We start from the raw sequence: 15,361 nt of genomic DNA on the forward strand, positions 1-15,361 counted from the left end.
CCTCGCGAAAGGCACCCCATGACCCCCCGTCACATACCCGCCCGAGGCCGCCGCACCGGCCTGCTCGCCGCCACCGCCCTCGTCGGCTCCCTCACGGCAGGCCTGCTCGCGCTCCCCGCGCACGCCGCCACCGTCACCATCGCCGCCGTCCAGGGCACCAAGCGGCTCTCGCCCTACAGCGGCCAGCAGGTCACCGTCACCGGCATCGTGACCGCGATCCGCTCCACCGGCACCTCCCGCGGATACTGGATCCAGGATCCGGCCGGCGACGGCAACGCGGCCACCAGCGAAGCCCTCTTCGTGTACACCGGATCCACCACCCCCTCCACCAAGGCCGGCAACCGGATCACCGTCCGGGGCACCGTCTCCGAGTACTACCCCGGCGGCTCCGCCGAGGGCGGCCAGTCCCTCACCGAGCTGACCTCCGCGACCATCACCGCCACCCTCTCCACCGGCAACGCGCTCCCCGCCGCCTTCACCCTGGACGCGGCCTCCGTCCCGGACACCTACGCCCCCGACGCCGGCGGCGCCTCCATCGAGGGCCTCACCCTCTCCCCGTCGACGTACGCGCTCGACCGGTACGAGTCCCTGGAGGGCATGCGCGTCCAGGTGAGCGGAACCGGGGTCGTCGGCGCCACCACGCCCTACAGCGAGCTCTTCGTCACCGCGGACCCCGCCGAACACCCCACCCCGCGCGGCGGCACCGTCTACGGCTCGTACGCCTCCCAGAACGCCGGCCGCGTCAAGATCGAGTCCCTGCTGACCTCCGCCTTCCCGGTCGCCGACGTCGGCGACGTCCTCAGCGGCACGACCGCGGGCCCGCTCGACTACGACGACTTCGGCGGCTACGGCATCCAGGCCACCACCCTCGGCACCCTCACCGACAACGCCCTCGCCCCCGAGACCACCCGGGCGCAGGCCGCGGGCGAGCTCGCGGTGGCCACGTACAACGTCGAGAACCTCGACCCGACCGACCCGCAGGCCAAGTTCGACCGGCTCGCCGCAGGAATCGTCGGCAACCTCGCCTCGCCCGACATCGTGGCCCTGGAGGAGGTCCAGGACAACAACGGTGCGACGGACAACGGGGTCGTCGCCGCCGACCAGACCTACGCCAAGCTCATCGCCGCCGTCTCGGCCGCCGGCGGGCCGGCCTACCAGTACCGCCAGATCAACCCGGTCAATGACCAGGACGGCGGCGAGCCCGGCGGCAACATCCGCGTCGGCTTCCTCTACAACCCGGCCCGCGTCGGCTTCACCGACCGCCCCGGCGGCACCTCCACCACCGCCGTCTCCGTCGTGGACAACGGCGGCACCGCCGCGCTCTCCGCCTCGCCCGGCCGGATCAACCCGGCCGACTCCGCCTGGAACGCCAGCCGCAAGCCGCTCGCCGGCGAGTTCACCTTCCAGGGCAGCACGGTCTTCGTCATCGCCGATCACTTCACCTCCAAGGGCGGCGACCAGCCCCTCCACTCCCGCTTCCAGCCGCCCGCCCGCCCGTCGGAGACCCAGCGCGGCAAGCAGGCCACCCAGGTGAACGGCTTCGTGAAGCAGCTCCTCGCCGTCCAGCCCTCCGCCCGCGTCGTCGTCCTCGGCGACCTCAACGACTTCGAGTTCTCCGGCACGGTCACCACGCTGACCTCCGGCGGCGTCCTCACCCCGCTCGTGAACAGCCTCCCGGCCGGTGAGCGCTACACCTACGTCTACGAGGGCAACTCCCAGGCCATCGACCACATCCTGACCAGCCCGGCCCTCACCTCGTACGACTACGACATCGTCCACGTCAACAGCGAGTTCGCCGACCAGGCCAGCGACCACGACCCCCAGGTCGTCCGCCTCGTCCCCTGACGCGGGCCCGGGGCGGCAACCCTTCTCCGTCCGGCGGCGACCCAGGGACACCAGGCCCGCACGCCGTCGAAGGAGCCGCACCGATGAGCCCGTACGACACCTCCACCTCCCCGCTCCGCCGCCGCACCCTCCTCGGTGCGGCGGCGGCCGGAGCCGCTCTCACCACCGTCGGAGGCACTGCCCGAGCAGCCGGCTTCGGCTGGAGCGACGACGGCGCCCAGTACGTCGTCGACACCGGCGCCGGACTGGTCTTCAAGGTCTCCAAGTCGACCGGCGACCTCACCTCGCTCGTGTACAAGGGCAAGGAGTACGAGGGGTACGGCGGCAAGCACTCGCACGTCGAGTCCGGCCTCGGCGCCTCCACCGTCACCCTCGCGCAGACCGGCTCCACCATTCTCGTCACCGTCGTCCACGGCACCCTCCGCCACTACCTGGCGGCCAGGGCGGGACTCGACAACGTGTACCTGTGGACCGACAAGGCCGACACCTCCTTCACCGCCACCCGCTTCATCGCCCGCCTCAAGCCCGGGATCTTCCCCAACGAGGGCCCCGACTCCTGGGTCGAGGGCGCTGACACCGTCATCGAGGCCGGGGACGTGTGGCAGCGGGCCGACGGGCAGACCCGCTCCAAGCACTACTCGGGCGTCCGCGTCATGGACTACGACCACGTCGGCTACACCACCGGCTCCGTCGGGCTCTGGATGGTCCGCTCCAACCACGAGAAGGCCTCCGGCGGGCCCTTCTACCGGTCGCTGCTCCGCCACTCCAACGAACTGGGCGTCGGCCTCTACGAGATCCTCCACTACAGCCAGTCGCAGACCGAGGCGATGCGCTTCGGCCTCCAGGGCCCCTATCTGCTCGCGTTCACCGACGGCGGCACCCCCGACCCGGCGCTCATCGCCGCGAACCACGACACCTCCTGGGTGGACCCGCTCGGCATCCCGAACTGGGTGGGCGCCGCCGGACGCGGCCGGGTCGCGGGCGTCGGCCTTGCCGGCATGGACGCGGACCACCCGTACACCGTCGGCTTCGCCAACGCCGACGCGCAGTACTGGACCCGCGCCGCCGCCGGCACCGGCGCCTTCTCCTGCCGGGGCATGCTGCCCGGCACCTACACCCTCACCGTGTACAAGGGCGAACTCGCCGTCCACACAAGCACGGTGACCGTCACCGCCGGGACCGCCACCGCGCTCCACACGCTCACCCTCGCCAACGACCCGAGCACCGCCCCCGCGCTCTGGCGCGTCGGCGACTGGGACGGCACCCCCGGCGCGTTCAAGAACGCGGCGCTCATGACGTACGCCCACCCCGCCGACGTCCGGGCCGCACCCTGGACCGGGAACGTCGTCATCGACGGCGGGGACGTCTCCGGCTCCTTCCCCTGCTACCTCTGGAAGGACGTCAACGACGGCGTCCTCGTCTACTTCCGGCTCACCGCCGCCCAGGCCGCCGCCGCGCGCACCCTGCGGATCGGCGTCACGACGGCCTTCCTCAACGGCCGCCCGCAGGTGACCGTCAACGACTGGGTCTCCACGATCCCCGCGCCCCCGACCCAGCCGTCGACCCGCTCGCTGACCAACGGCTCCTACCGGGGCAACAACCACACCTTCACGTACGTCGTCCCGGCCAGCGCCTGGAAGACGGACCCGAGCCAGTACAACGTGCTGAAGCTGAACATCGTCAGCGGTTCCTCCGGCACCGGCTTCCTCAGCCCCGGCACCGCGATCGACTGCATCGATCTGCTGCCCTGACGCCCGCGTCCCGGCATTGACACCGGCGGTGCGTGAATCGTCGTGATCTTGGTGTTGGTGCCGGTCAGGGGTGCGATGACAAGCTGAGCCCATGGACATCTTCAAGACGACGGGCGGTGCGGTACGGGGTTTCCGAGCCTCCGGCGATGTCGTCGCCGTGCTCGGAATCCCTTACGCCGCACCGCCGTTCGGCGCTCGCCGGTTCCGAGAGCCCGCCCCGGCGGCCCCCTGGAGCGGCGTGCGGGACTGTACGGCCTTCGGCCCCGTCGCCCCGCAGTCGGCGGAGCTGCCCGGCTCGCCCGTGTGGTCGCCCGGCGACGAGGACGTCCTCACCGTCAACGTCTGGACCCCGGCCCCGGACGGCGGGTCCCTGCCCGTCCTGGTCTGGATCCACGGCGGCGCCTACACCTTCGGCTCCTCGGCCCAGCCCGACTTCGACGGCGACGCCCTGGCCCGGGCCGGTCTGGTCGTGGTCACCGTCAACTACCGGCTCGGCTTCGAGGGCTTCGGGCACGTCCCCGCCGCCGGAGGAGTCTCCTTCCCCGACAACCGGGGCCTGCTCGACCAGGTCGCGGCCCTGCGCTGGGTGCGGGAGAACATCGCCGCGTTCGGCGGCGACCCCGGCAACGTCACGGTCGCGGGCCAGTCCTCGGGGGCCGCGTCGGTCGCCTGCCTCATGGTGATGGACCGGGCGCGCGGCCTGTTCCACCGCGCCATCGTCCACAGCCCCGCCAGCCCGCACTATCCGCCGGCCCTCGCCGCGGCGACCACGCGTGAGGTCGCCGCCGCGGCGGGCTGCCCGGCCACCCCCGAGGGCCTGGCAGCCGCGAGCCCGCAGGCCCTGGTCGCCGCCTCCGACCAGGTCGTCGAGGCGTACCGGCGCGACCCGGCCTCCGGATCCCGCCACTACGACCCCTCGCTCTACGCCCCCGTCCTCGACGGGGACGTCCTGCCCGTCGACCCCCTCACGGGCCTTGCCACCGGTGCGGGCCGGGACGTGGACCTCCTCGTCTGCCACACCACGGAGGAGTACCGGCTGCTCGACGCCGTCGGCAGCAGCGCGAAGGTCACCACCGCAGAGCAACTGGCGAGGTTCGCGGAGGACTTCGGGCTACCCGACGGGCTGGTGGCCGGCTATCGCGCCGCGCTGCCCGACGCCCCGGTGCTCGACGTCTACCTGGCGGTCTTCGGCGACCTCCTCTTCGGGGAGTACGCCCACCGGCTCGTCGAGCATCACGCCCGCGGCGGCGGACGGGCGTTCCTGTCGCGCTTCGACCGCCGCCGCACCGGCCCGCACCGGGACGTGCGGGCCTGGCACTGCGCGGACATCCCCTTCGCCTTCGGCAACGTCGACAAGGACTGCGTGGCCTTCCTCATCGGCGGCGCCTCCAGCTCCGCCGACCGTGATCTGGCCCGCCGGATGGTGCGCGCCTGGGCCGGCTTCGCCACCACCGGAGACCCGGGCTGGCCGTCGTTCGACGACTCCACCGGGCAGGCGCAGGTGTGGCGGACCGACGAGGACGACGAGGGCGACGCGCCTGCCGCCCCCCGTGCGCTGTGGGCGCAGGCGGGCTTTCCCCTCCTGCGCCCGTGAACGGACGCGCCACCCGTCAGCGGGGCTGCCGGGGTGTCCAGTCGCCCAGATACACGGTCCGGGTCGCGGACGCGGCCGCGCCGGTATCGAGCTGGGGACGGTTCTCCGGGACCGTGATCCCGGCGCCGGGGCCGGTGTTGCGGTACTCGGCGAACCGCTGGTCCTGCCACGGGTAGACGTCACGCATGTTCGCGTACGGCGCGTCGGCGTCGATCCCGGGGCCGAGGACGCTGTCCCGGATCACGAGCGAGGGCCAGGCCGTGGGGTCCGAACCGGGCACCCACGGCCTGGCCAGCTTGTAGAAGCCGTCCGGGGCCTCGCTGGTGATCCGGCAGCGGGCGGCGAGGAAGCCGTACGGGTTCGTCCGTGCCGTGGACGGGGCGAAGACGAAGCCGTACGGGGCCGCCGCCAGGTCCGGGCGGAGCAGCGTACGGAAGTGGCAGTGCTCGAAGACCGCCCGGGCCCGGCCGAAGACGAAGTCGACGTCGCCCTCCGCGTAGCAGTGCGCGAAGTACTGCCGGGCCACGGACCCGAGCGTCGTCGAGTCGGCGTACAGGGTGTCCTGGTGGCCGAGGAACCGGCAGTGGAAGAAGGCCGACCGGTCGCCCTGCACCTTGAGCGCGACCGCCTGCGTGCCGGGGTTCCCGGGGAGGTCCGTGCGGAGGAAGTCGTTGGCGAAGGTGACCCCCTGGGCGGTGAAGCCGTCCGCCTGGACGGTGGTGGTCGCGGAGCCGGTCGTGCCGTAGGTGCCGCCCCCGGGCCTGGGCGTGCCGGCCGCGTTGGCGTACACGACGACGACGTCCCGGGGGTCCCCGCTCGCGCCGATCCAGGTCATGTCCGTACGGGCGGGGCTCACGGCGACCGTCTCGCGGTACGTGCCGGGGGCGAGCACCAGCGTCCAGCCGGGTCCGTCGGCCGCGGTGACGGCCGCCTGGACCGTGGTGTGGTCGCCCAGGCCGCCGGCGTCGACGTAGAGCGTCCGAGGGGTCAGCCGGTCGGCGGGCGAGCCGAGGCGGCCGAAGGGAGCCGGGGCGGCGGCGCTCGCGGTCCCGGCCGGCAGGGCCAGGGCGAGGGCGGCGCCGAGGCCGGCGGTGAGCAGGGTGCGGCGTCCGGGGCCGTCGGCTCCGGTGGGGTGCGCGGGCATGCGGGTCCTCCTGGGGGTCTCAGCGGAGGCGGCCGGCGCCCGCGTGGTGGTCGACGAGGGCGGGGACGGCCTTCGGGTGGTCGACACGGGTGCGCAGGACGGGCGTCCAGCCCGCGTCGGCGCGGAGCTGCTCGGCGGGGTACTGCGCGTTGTGGACCGCGAGCAGGTCGACCGGGCTGCCGTTGACGTAGTTGCCGGCGGTGGTGACCGGCGCGTCCTTCCACTTCTTCAGGATCTGCCCGGCGGGGACGTCCGCGGCGAGCGTGAACGCGTTCCTCTCGGCGACCAGTTGGGACTCCTGGCCGACACCGAGGCTGTACACGTACGCCGAACCCGTCACCACGAAGTGGTTGTTGTACGCGTCGACCTGGCCGAAGCGCACCCGGGGCGCCCGCTCCACCACGTCGTCGAAGAGGTTGTGGTGGAGGGTGACGCGCAGCTTGCCCCGGTCGGTGGCGCCCGCGCCGTCGCTGTTGCCGATCATCAGCGTCTTGTCGTGGTCGGTGAAGACGTTCCAGGAGGCGGTGACGAGGTCCGCGCCCTTCACGACGTCCAGCTCGCCGTCGTGCTGCTGGTACACCTCCCCGTAGTACGAGGGCAGCGAACTGTCCGGGTGGGCCCCGTCGGTGAAGGTGTTGTGGTCGATCCAGACGTGGGAGGAGCCGTACACGACGAGGCTGTCGTACTCGGAGTTCCACGCGCCCGTGTGGTCGTTGTCCGTCGGATCCCACTGCGGGAAGCAGTCGAGCGGGGACTCCAGGGTGAGGTTGCGCACGATGACGTTGTCCACGCCCGTCACCTGGAGGCTGCCGCCGGTGATCCCCGCGTGCCTCCCGACCCCGACGATCGTGGTGTTGGCGGGCACCTTCACCTTGATGGCCAGGCCCTGCGCCGTCGCCGAGGCCGCACGCAGCTCCTCCTGGGGGCCGCTGACCTCGTCCTCGTACCCCCAGACGGCCGGGTCGAAGTCGGCGAGGTACCGGGCGAAGTCGTAGCCGGGAGCCTCGAAGGCGGCGCAGCCGGCGGCGGTCGCGTTCAGCTTGCCGACCACCTTCACGATGCGGGGCTCCGTCCCGGGCGCGGAGAGCGCGTTCCGGAACTCCTCCCAGGTGGTGACGGTGAAGACGCGGGACGCGGCAGCGGCGGACCCGCCGGTCGTGCCGCTGCCGGCGGCGGCCCAGCCGTCACCGGCCGGCAGGATCGCGCGGGCGGGGTCGCCGGAGTGCGCGGCACCGGTCTGCGCACCGGCCACCGGCGCGGTGACGGTGAGGACGAGGGCGGTCGCGGCCACCACTCCCAGCTGCTTGCGACGGTTCATGCGAGGTTCTCCTCGGGGGCGGGCCAGGTGATCCGGTCGGTGGGTATCTCGTCGTCCAGGCGGCGCGTCTCACGCGGCGCGAGGACGTGGGTGCGCAGGAGTTCGGCGGCGACCAGCCGGGCCACCTCGATCGCGCCCGGCGGGTTGAAGTGCGTGTTGTCCTGCTCGGTCGCCGTCCAGTTGAAGTACGTCTTCGTGGCCTCCGGACCCAGCCGCTGCCACAGCGCCAGGGACAGCGCCTCGATGTCGAGCAGCGCTACGTCCGACTCCACGGCCACCTCCCGCATCGCCGCCGGATAGGCGCCGTGGGTGCGCAGGGCGGTGCCGTCCACGGCGAACTTCCGCCGCTCCACGGACGTGGCGAGCACCGGCAGTGCGCCCCGGGAGCGCGCGCCCTCGACGAAGACCCGCAGGTTGTCCTGGTAGGTGCTCCAGGGCTCGGTGTAGCGGGTGGGGTCGGCGACCTTCTCGTCGTTGTGGCCGAACTGGATCAGGAGCAGGTCGCCGGGGCGGAGCGCCGCCAGGATCGGATCGAGCCGGCCCTCGTCGAGGAAGCTCTTGGTGCTGCGTCCGTTGACCGCGTGGTTGGCGACCGCGATCTCCCGGTGCAGGAAGAAGGGGAGCGCCATGCCCCACCCGGTCTCCGGTGCGGCGTCGGCGTACTTCTGGGCGGCCGTGGAGTCGCCGGCGAGGAAGACGGTGCGCATGCGGGGGTGTCCTTGGGCTCGGGCGGCGGGGGCCCCGGCCAGGGCGAGCGCGAGGCCCGCCCCGGCCGTGACGACCGCGCGGCGGCCGACGCTCACTGCTTCTGCTGCTTCCACTCGGCCTGGGCGGCGTTCAGCTGCTCGGCGAGGTGGTCGAGGAACTCCTTCGCGGTGGACTTGCCGAGCAGGACCTTCTGGAAGCCGGGCTCGTTGTCGGCCTTGGAGATCGTGTTCCAGTCCGGCAGGTAGTACGGCAGCTCCACGATCGTGGCCTTGCCGCTGAAGAGGACCTCGGCGCCGAGCTTGGTCGGCTCGGCCTCCGCGAGCCACGGGTCGGCGGCCGCCTCCGTGTTGGCGGGGATCGCGCCGGCCGACCTGTTCCACTTGCTGTTGGAGGCGTGGGAGGCCGCGAACTCGATGAACTTCCAGGCGGCGGCCTTGTTCTTGCTCGACGAGAAGAGACCGAGGCCGTCGACCGGGTTGGAGACCTGGACGCGGGTGCCGTCGTCGAGCGTCGGGTTCGGGATGCCCCGGAACTTGTCCGTGCCGAGCGCCTTCACATGGTCCTGGTAGGAGCCCAGGTTGTGGTTCAGCATGCCGATCTCGCCGCTGTCCCACTGCGCGACCATCTTGGTGAAGTCGTTGTTGACGTCGGCGGCCGGGGTGTTCTTCTTGAACAGCGCGGCGTACTTCTCGAGGGCGGCCACGTTCTTCGGGTCGTTGACCGTGGTCGTGTCGCCGTTCCAGAAGCTGGTGATGCCGCTCTGGCCGTACATGGCGTCGAGCGCCTGGGCGATGGATCCCGCGCCGCCGCGGATCGTGTAGCCGAAGCGGTTCTTGTCGGCGGCGGTCAGCTTGTCGGCCGCCGCGTAGAACTTCGACCAGGTGGTGGGCTCCGGCAGGCCCGCGGCCTTGAACAGGTCGGTGCGGTAGTACAGCACGCCGTTGCTGGCGGAGGTGGGGACGGTGAACAGCTTGCCCTGACCGCCCGCCGACTTCACGCTCGCGACCATGCCCGCGTTGAGCTTTCCCTTCAGCGCGCTGTCCTCGATGCGGGCGTCCAGGGGCTCCAGGGCGTTCTGCGCGGCGATCCCGGCGAGCATCGCCGCGCCGACGCCGCCCACGTCCGGCAGGCCGCCGCCCTGGATGGCGGTGTCGTACTTGGACTGGACCTCCTTGGAGGCGATCCCGACGTACTCCACGTCGATGTCGGGGTTCGCCTTCTCGAAGTCCGCGATGATCTCCTTCCAGACCTCGGTGCGGACACCGCCGTTGTTGTCCCAGAAGGTGATCTTTCCCTTGCCCGATCCCTCCGTGCCCTTGTCGCCGCCCGCGCCGCTGCCGTCGTCACCGCAGGCGGTGGCGGTCAGGGCGAGGACTCCGGACAGGGCGAGGGCGAGGGCGGCTCTGCGCCGTCCGCCGGGGAAGATGGTCATCGTCGGCTCTCTTCTCTCGGGTCTTGCGGGTGATGGGGATGTGGGGAGTTCAGGGGGAACGTCAGGCGGGGGTGACGCGGAAGGCGGAGAACACGGCCGTCCCGGCGTGCCCCGCGCCCACCGGGGCGCCCGCGAACAGGCCGAGGAGCGCGCCGACCCAGCGCCAGGGCGTGGCGGCGAACTCCGGCCCGAGCCGGACCGGGGCCGCGGCGTCGTCGACCGCGTACGAGAAGCGGCAGCGCGCGTCCGCCGTGACCTCGATCCGCAGCAGGACCCGGTCACCGGACAGCGGCCGGGAGTGGGCCGCGTCCCGTTCGCGCTCCGCGTTGGCCGGGGCGAAGCGGTGCACGAGCCGGACCGTGCCGTCCGGGGCCCGCTCCAGGCCGATCCAGGCGTACGCGTCGCCCAGGACGACCAGGCCGGCGCGGGCCCCTGGCGCCTCGCCGTCCAGCCGCAGCCCGACCTCGACGGTCAGGGCCCCGGCGGGCAGCCGCTGGGTGAGCACGTGCGGCACGTGCCGCAGATCGTCCAGGTGCTCCGTACGCACACAGCCCAGGCGCAGGCCGTCGCCCGCGTGCTGACTGGCCCAGCCCTCGGCCGGGTTCGCGGTCCACTGCCACTGCCGGCCGAACCGCCCGCCGGGGAACGTGTCGTCCACCGCGGGGCGCGCGGGCGGCTGCTCCGGCAGGTCCGGCTTCCGGTGGAATCGGACGGGCGCCCCGTCGTCCCCCAGCACCGGCCAGCCGTCCGCGCCCCAGCGCATCGGCTGGAGGTGGACGAGCCGGCCGTGCGCACCCGACTGCTGGAAGTGCAGGAACCAGTCCTCGCCGCGCTGGGTGCGGACCCAGCCGCCCTGGTGCGGGCCGTTGACATCCGTGTCGCCCTGCGCCAGGACGATCCGCTCCTCGTACGGGCCGAAGAACGACCGCGAGCGGAACGCGCCCTGCCAGCCGGTGGCCACGCCCCCGGCCGGCGCCAGGATCCAGAACCGCCCGTCGTGCCGGTACAGCTTCGGGCCCTCCAGGGTGAACCAGCCGGGTATCCGGTCGGCGTCGACCAGGACCCGGCCCTCGTCGAGGACCTTGCTGCCGTCCGGACTCATCCGGTGCCCGATCAGCCGGTTGTTGAACCCGGCGCGGGACTTGGCCAGGGCGTGCACGAGATAGGCCTCGCCCGACTCCTCGTCCCACAGCGGGCAGGCGTCGATCAGGCCGAGGCCCGCCTTCACCAGGTGCGGCGCCGTCCACGGGCCGCGCACCGAAGGGGCGTTGACCTGGAAGATCCCGTGGTCCGGGTCGCCCCAGAAGATCCAGAACCGGCCGTCGTGGTGGCGGAACGACGGCGCCCACACCCCGCGGTCGTGCCGGGGCGCGGTGAACGCGGCGGCCGGTTCGAGCCGCTCCAGGGCGTGCCCGACGAGCGTCCAGTTGACCAGGTCCCGGGAGTGCAGGAGCGGCAGCCCGGGGGCGCGGCCGAAGCTGGACGCGGTCAGGTAGTAGTCCTCGCCGACCCGCAGGACGTCCGGGTCCGACCAGTCGGCCGCAAGGACCGGATTGCGGTACGTGCCGTCGCCCAGGTCACCGGCCCTCCGGGGGGGGGAGCCGCTCACGAGGCCACCGCCTTGCGGACCAGGGCCGCGGCACCCGCCCGGTCGAGCCGGCCGTCGGCGACCACGGTCACCACCCGGCGTACGAAGGTCTCCCCGGCAGCCACCGGGAGCCGTGCGTCGTACGCGAGGGAGGAGCCCACCCCCGGGTACTCGGCGGCGCGCACGAACCACGGGTCGCATCGGGTCTGCGCGGTCGCCCCGGCGAACACCAGGGTCCAGCCGTCCCCGGCCAGGGCCACCCAGTCGGCCGTGACACCGTGCACCGCCGTCTCGCCGTCCGCGCCCGAGCCGTCCGCGCCCGAGCGGCCCGCGCCCGAGCGGCCCGCGCCCGAGCCGTCGGGGCCCGAGTCGGTGGGGCCCGCCGCGAACACCACCGGCGCCGTCGGCTCCTTCGGCGCGCGCCAGAAGAAGCCGCCGTACGCGGCGCCCGGGCGGCCGTTCGTCGCCGGGCTGCCGATCGAAAGGTCCCGCCCCGACACGTTGGTGAGGGAGAAGGTGAGGTCCAGCGCCCAGGCGGAGTCGGTGAGGGCGGCGGCCGCCACCGTCCGGTGCTCGCGGAGCAGCCGCTCGCCGCCGGCCGTCCAGCTCAGCTCCTCCACGAAACCGTCCGGGTCGCACAGCTTGAAGCCGTCGTGCCGCTGCACCCCGTGGTTGTCGAGCTCGACGGAGCCCCGGCCGCGCACGAAGGTGCGCCCGCCCCAGAAGTTGTGGCCCGCGACGTCGGGCACGGCGACGCCCGCCCCCAGGTGGTGCGGGTGGTCCTCGGGCGCGGTCTCGGTCACCGGGAGTCCGGCGAGGGTGGTGACGGGGTGGAGGAACGGCCGGGGGGAGTGGTCGGCGGCCGACTCGGGCCGGGTGGTGTAGCGGGCGACGACCCGGCCCGCGCAGCGCAGGACCGTGGCGGCTTCCGGGTTCATCGGGCCTCCGCCCGGGTCGACGGGGCCCAGGGGGCGCCGAGTTCGGAGAACAGCCTGAGGGCGTCGGCACTCGCGTCGACCAGCGCGTCGACGCCGTCGACGACCCGGCGCGGCGCGCTCTCGCCGGGCTCGGTGTGCCAGTGGGCGGCGGGGACGTCCAGGGGCTCGGGAGCGGTCCGTACCGCCTCGACGACCCGCATGAAGGCACCCGTCTCCGCCGGGGGCACCCACAGCCGCGCGCCCTCGGTGACGTGCGCGACCAGGTTCTCCAGGAGGTCGGTCCGGCCGTACTCGGTCTCCACCGGGCCGTGCCCCGCGCGCTGCACGAGGACCCGGTCCTGCCGGTACCAGAAGGTGATCCGGCCCTGGCTGCCGTGGACGATCACGTACGGCTCCGCCGGCTTCTCGGCGCACAGCGTCGCCGCGACCGTGACAGGGGTGCCGGCCGTGGTCACGACCCGTACCGCCGAGGTGTCGTCGGACTCGATGGCGTTCGCGCGCAGCAGCTCCGCCTCGATGTGCCCGACGTCCTCGGCGCGGCTGGAGCCGGAGAGCGCGAGCGCCGTGGCGACGGCGTGCGCGAGGGGGTTGGTGAGGGCTCCGTCGACGACGTCCACACCGTCGAGCCGCCGGTGTCCCGCCCAGGGCGCGCGCCGGAAGTAGGCCTCGTCGCGGACCCATGCCCCGGCCGCGCCGACACCGAGGAGCTCGCCGATCGCGCCCTCCTCCACCATCCGGCGGATCGCGGGCACCGCGTGCGAGCCGAGCGACTGGAAGCCGATCTGGCAGGCCACCCCGGCGGCCCCGACACCGTCGGCCATCCGGCGGAACTCGGCGTACGAGGGGGCGGGCGGCTTCTCCAGGAGGATGTGCGCCCCGTGCCGGGCGGCGGCGAGCGTCATGTCGGTGTGGGTCTGGATGGGGGTGGAGAGCACGGCGATCCGGGCGCCGGTGGAGGCGAGGAGCGCCTCGAAGTCGGCGGACTGCTCCGGGTCGCCGACGCCGTCCAGTTCGGCCGCGTCGAGCGGGCGGAGCTCGCAGACCCCGGCGAGGCGGACGAGGCCGAGCTCTTCGAGGCGGCGGATGTTGAGGAGGTGACTGCGGCCGTGGCCGCGGGCGCCGGCGAGGACGACGGGCAGCGGGGTGCGTGCGGTGGTGGGGGGCAGCGGGGTGCGTGCGGTGTTCATGTCTTCCTTGTTCATACGGTCGCTGTTCATCCCTTCACGGCTCCGGCGCTGAAGCCGGTGACCAGCCACTTCTGGATGAAGGCGAAGACGACGACCACGGGGACGGCGGCGATGACGCCGCCCGCGGCGAGTGCGCCGAGGTCGACGCTGTCGGCGCCCATGAGGGTGTTGAGGCCGACCGGGATGGTCTGCTTCTCCTGGCTGCTGAGGAACATCAGGGCGAAGAGGAAGTGGTTCCAGGCGTGCACGAAGGCGAAGGAGCCGACGGCGACGAGTCCGGGCCGCAGGAGCGGGAGGACGACGATCCGGAAGGCGTGGAAGCGGTTGCAGCCGTCGACCCAGGCCGCCTCTTCGAGGGAGTACGGCACGTTCCTGATGAATCCGCTGATGAGGATCATCGACAGGGGGAGCTGGAACACCGTCTCGGCGATGACGACGCTGCCCAGCGAGTTGATCATCCGCAGCTCGGCGAAGATCTGGAACAGCGGGACGAGGAGCAGGGCCCCCGGCACGAACTGGGAGCAGAGCAGGGCCAGCATGAAGCCCTTCTTGATCCGGAAGTCGAAGCGGGCGAGGGCGTAACCGCCGGCCAGGGCCACGACGGTGGTGCTGATGAGCACCGCCACGCCGATCAGCAGGCTGTTCTGGAAGAAGACGGCGAAGTTCCGCTCGGTCCACACCTTCTCGAAGTGCGCCGTCGTCATCGGCCAGGGCAGCAGCGAGGTGGAACCGGCCGGACGCACGGCGAACAGCAGGATCCAGTAGAAGGGGACGAGGGTGAAGAGGAGGTAGATCCCGAGCGGCAGGTAGATCTGCCATCGAGGCGCCTCGTCCCAGGCCCGCCGCTTCGCGCGGGCGGCGGTGGGCGGGGTCCGGCCGGGCGGCGGGGCCTGCGCGGCCGGGGCGGCGGGAGCCGCGCTCAGGGTGGACTCGGCTGTCACTTGCCGTCGCCTCCGAACTTGCTCAGGCGCAGATAGACCATCGAGCAGAAGAGAAGGATCACGAACGCCACCGTGGTGAGGGCGGAGGCGTAACCGAAGTTGTGCGCGTCGACGCTGGTGTGGGCGATGTACAGCGGCAGGGTCGTCGTCTCGCCCGCCGGGCCGCCGCCGGTCAGCGTGTACAGCAGGTCGACGTTGTTGAACTCCCACACCGCGCGCAGCAGCGTGGACAGGACGATCGCGTCCCGGAGATGGGGGAGCGTGATGTGCAGGAACTGCCGGAGCCTGCTCGCCCCGTCGACCTCGGCCGCCTCGTACAGCTCCTTGGGCACGGACTGGAGGTCGGCGAGGATGAGGATCGCGAAGAAGGGCACCCCGCGCCAGAGGTCGGCGACGATCGCCGCCGGGAAGACGGTCGCCGTGTCGGAGAGCCACGACGTGCCGTACGTGCCGAGGCCCAGGTCCGCGAGGTAACGGCTGATGCCGGTCTGGGAGTTGTAGAGCAGCACCCAGATCGCCGAGGTGAGGACGCCCGAGACCGCCCACGGCGAGAACACCAGGGCCCGGCCGAGGGCCCGGCCGGCGAAGGTCTGGTTCACGATGAGGGCGAGCGCGAGCCCGAAGAGGAGCTGGAGGGCCACCTCCACGACGACCCACTGGAGACTGAAGGTCAACGTGCCCCAGAAACGCGGGTCGTCGGTGAGGATCCGGGTGAAGTTGTCCAGGCCGGCGAAGCCGTTCCGCCAGGGCTTGGTGGGGTTGTGGTTCTGCAGGCTGTAGTAGAAGACGCTGAGCACCGGGTACGCGATGAAGCCCAGCATCAGCAGGCCGGCGGGGGCGATCAGCAGGTACGGCAGGGCGGCTCGGCGTGCGGGGGTCACAGCTGAGGCCATGACGGCGGCTCCGTTCTCGGTG

At 72.6% G+C, this 15,361-nt stretch carries 12 protein-coding genes; 3 read left to right on the top strand and 9 right to left on the bottom strand.

The window, feature by feature from the left end; genetic code table 11:
- Window positions 1-18 precede the first annotated feature (18 nt).
- The 3 genes from ACN9M0_RS32045 (at window position 19) to ACN9M0_RS32055 (ending at window position 5,190) form a co-directional block, all read left to right on the top strand.
- Window positions 19-1,845: an endonuclease/exonuclease/phosphatase family protein gene (locus ACN9M0_RS32045; protein WP_426404644.1), complete on the top strand. Its 1,827-nt coding sequence runs from the start codon at window positions 19-21 to the stop codon at window positions 1,843-1,845.
- Between the two features lie 83 nt (window positions 1,846-1,928).
- Window positions 1,929-3,596: a rhamnogalacturonan lyase B N-terminal domain-containing protein gene (locus ACN9M0_RS32050; RefSeq protein WP_426404645.1), complete on the top strand. Its 1,668-nt coding sequence runs from the start codon at window positions 1,929-1,931 to the stop codon at window positions 3,594-3,596.
- A gap of 91 nt (window positions 3,597-3,687) precedes the next feature.
- A complete protein-coding gene (locus ACN9M0_RS32055; protein WP_426404646.1) occupies window positions 3,688-5,190 on the top strand; it encodes a carboxylesterase/lipase family protein in 1,503 nt (500 codons plus the stop codon).
- Window positions 5,191-5,206: 16 nt separating this feature from the next.
- On the opposite strand, the gene ACN9M0_RS32060 is transcribed toward ACN9M0_RS32055, so the two are convergent.
- From ACN9M0_RS32060 to ACN9M0_RS32100, 9 genes are all read right to left on the bottom strand, one after another.
- Window positions 5,207-6,334 carry a pectinesterase family protein gene (locus ACN9M0_RS32060; RefSeq protein WP_399697064.1) on the bottom strand — a complete coding sequence of 376 codons (1,128 nt, stop codon included), beginning with the start codon at window positions 6,332-6,334 and terminating at the stop codon, window positions 5,207-5,209.
- A 19-nt stretch (window positions 6,335-6,353) separates the two neighbouring features.
- Window positions 6,354-7,652: a pectate lyase family protein gene (locus ACN9M0_RS32065; protein ID WP_426404647.1), complete on the bottom strand. Its 1,299-nt coding sequence runs from the start codon at window positions 7,650-7,652 to the stop codon at window positions 6,354-6,356.
- Entirely contained in the window at window positions 7,649-8,455 is an 807-nt protein-coding gene (locus ACN9M0_RS32070; protein ID WP_366038971.1) for a rhamnogalacturonan acetylesterase, read from the bottom strand. Before ACN9M0_RS32070 ends, ACN9M0_RS32065 begins: the two co-directional genes overlap by 4 nt.
- A complete protein-coding gene (locus ACN9M0_RS32075) occupies window positions 8,452-9,792 on the bottom strand; it encodes an ABC transporter substrate-binding protein (RefSeq protein WP_399697068.1) in 1,341 nt (446 codons plus the stop codon). The genes ACN9M0_RS32070 and ACN9M0_RS32075 overlap by 4 nt, the downstream gene beginning before the upstream one ends.
- Before the next feature lie 61 nt (window positions 9,793-9,853).
- Window positions 9,854-11,401 (bottom strand): family 43 glycosylhydrolase, encoded by a 1,548-nt coding sequence (locus ACN9M0_RS32080; RefSeq protein ID WP_426404648.1) that lies wholly within the window; start codon window positions 11,399-11,401, stop codon window positions 9,854-9,856.
- The gene (locus ACN9M0_RS32085; RefSeq protein ID WP_426404649.1) at window positions 11,398-12,318 is read right to left on the bottom strand and encodes a PmoA family protein; all 921 of its coding nucleotides are present in this window, start codon (window positions 12,316-12,318) and stop codon (window positions 11,398-11,400) included. Before ACN9M0_RS32085 ends, ACN9M0_RS32080 begins: the two co-directional genes overlap by 4 nt.
- Window positions 12,315-13,505 carry a Gfo/Idh/MocA family protein gene (locus ACN9M0_RS32090; protein WP_426404650.1) on the bottom strand — a complete coding sequence of 397 codons (1,191 nt, stop codon included), beginning with the start codon at window positions 13,503-13,505 and terminating at the stop codon, window positions 12,315-12,317. Before ACN9M0_RS32090 ends, ACN9M0_RS32085 begins: the two co-directional genes overlap by 4 nt.
- Before the next feature lie 26 nt (window positions 13,506-13,531).
- Entirely contained in the window at window positions 13,532-14,446 is a 915-nt protein-coding gene (locus tag ACN9M0_RS32095; RefSeq protein ID WP_366038978.1) for a carbohydrate ABC transporter permease, read from the bottom strand.
- A complete protein-coding gene (locus tag ACN9M0_RS32100; protein WP_366038979.1) occupies window positions 14,443-15,339 on the bottom strand; it encodes a carbohydrate ABC transporter permease in 897 nt (298 codons plus the stop codon). Before ACN9M0_RS32100 ends, ACN9M0_RS32095 begins: the two co-directional genes overlap by 4 nt.
- Window positions 15,340-15,361: the final 22 nt, after the last annotated feature.

Source organism: Streptomyces sp. R-07 (assembly GCF_049913175.1).
GTDB lineage: Bacteria > Actinomycetota > Actinomycetes > Streptomycetales > Streptomycetaceae > Streptomyces.

Coding starts and splice junctions, on each gene's coding strand:
- ACN9M0_RS32090 (WP_426404650.1), bottom strand. CDS start 13,505: ATGAACACCGCACGCACCCCGCTGCCCCCCACCACCGCACGCACCCCG.
- ACN9M0_RS32045 (WP_426404644.1), top strand. CDS start 19: ATGACCCCCCGTCACATACCCGCCCGAGGCCGCCGCACCGGCCTGCTC.
- ACN9M0_RS32100 (WP_366038979.1), bottom strand. CDS start 15,339: ATGGCCTCAGCTGTGACCCCCGCACGCCGAGCCGCCCTGCCGTACCTG.
- ACN9M0_RS32065 (WP_426404647.1), bottom strand. CDS start 7,652: ATGAACCGTCGCAAGCAGCTGGGAGTGGTGGCCGCGACCGCCCTCGTC.
- ACN9M0_RS32085 (WP_426404649.1), bottom strand. CDS start 12,318: ATGAACCCGGAAGCCGCCACGGTCCTGCGCTGCGCGGGCCGGGTCGTC.
- ACN9M0_RS32050 (WP_426404645.1), top strand. CDS start 1,929: ATGAGCCCGTACGACACCTCCACCTCCCCGCTCCGCCGCCGCACCCTC.
- ACN9M0_RS32055 (WP_426404646.1), top strand. CDS start 3,688: ATGGACATCTTCAAGACGACGGGCGGTGCGGTACGGGGTTTCCGAGCC.
- ACN9M0_RS32075 (WP_399697068.1), bottom strand. CDS start 9,792: ATGACCATCTTCCCCGGCGGACGGCGCAGAGCCGCCCTCGCCCTCGCC.
- ACN9M0_RS32060 (WP_399697064.1), bottom strand. CDS start 6,334: ATGCCCGCGCACCCCACCGGAGCCGACGGCCCCGGACGCCGCACCCTG.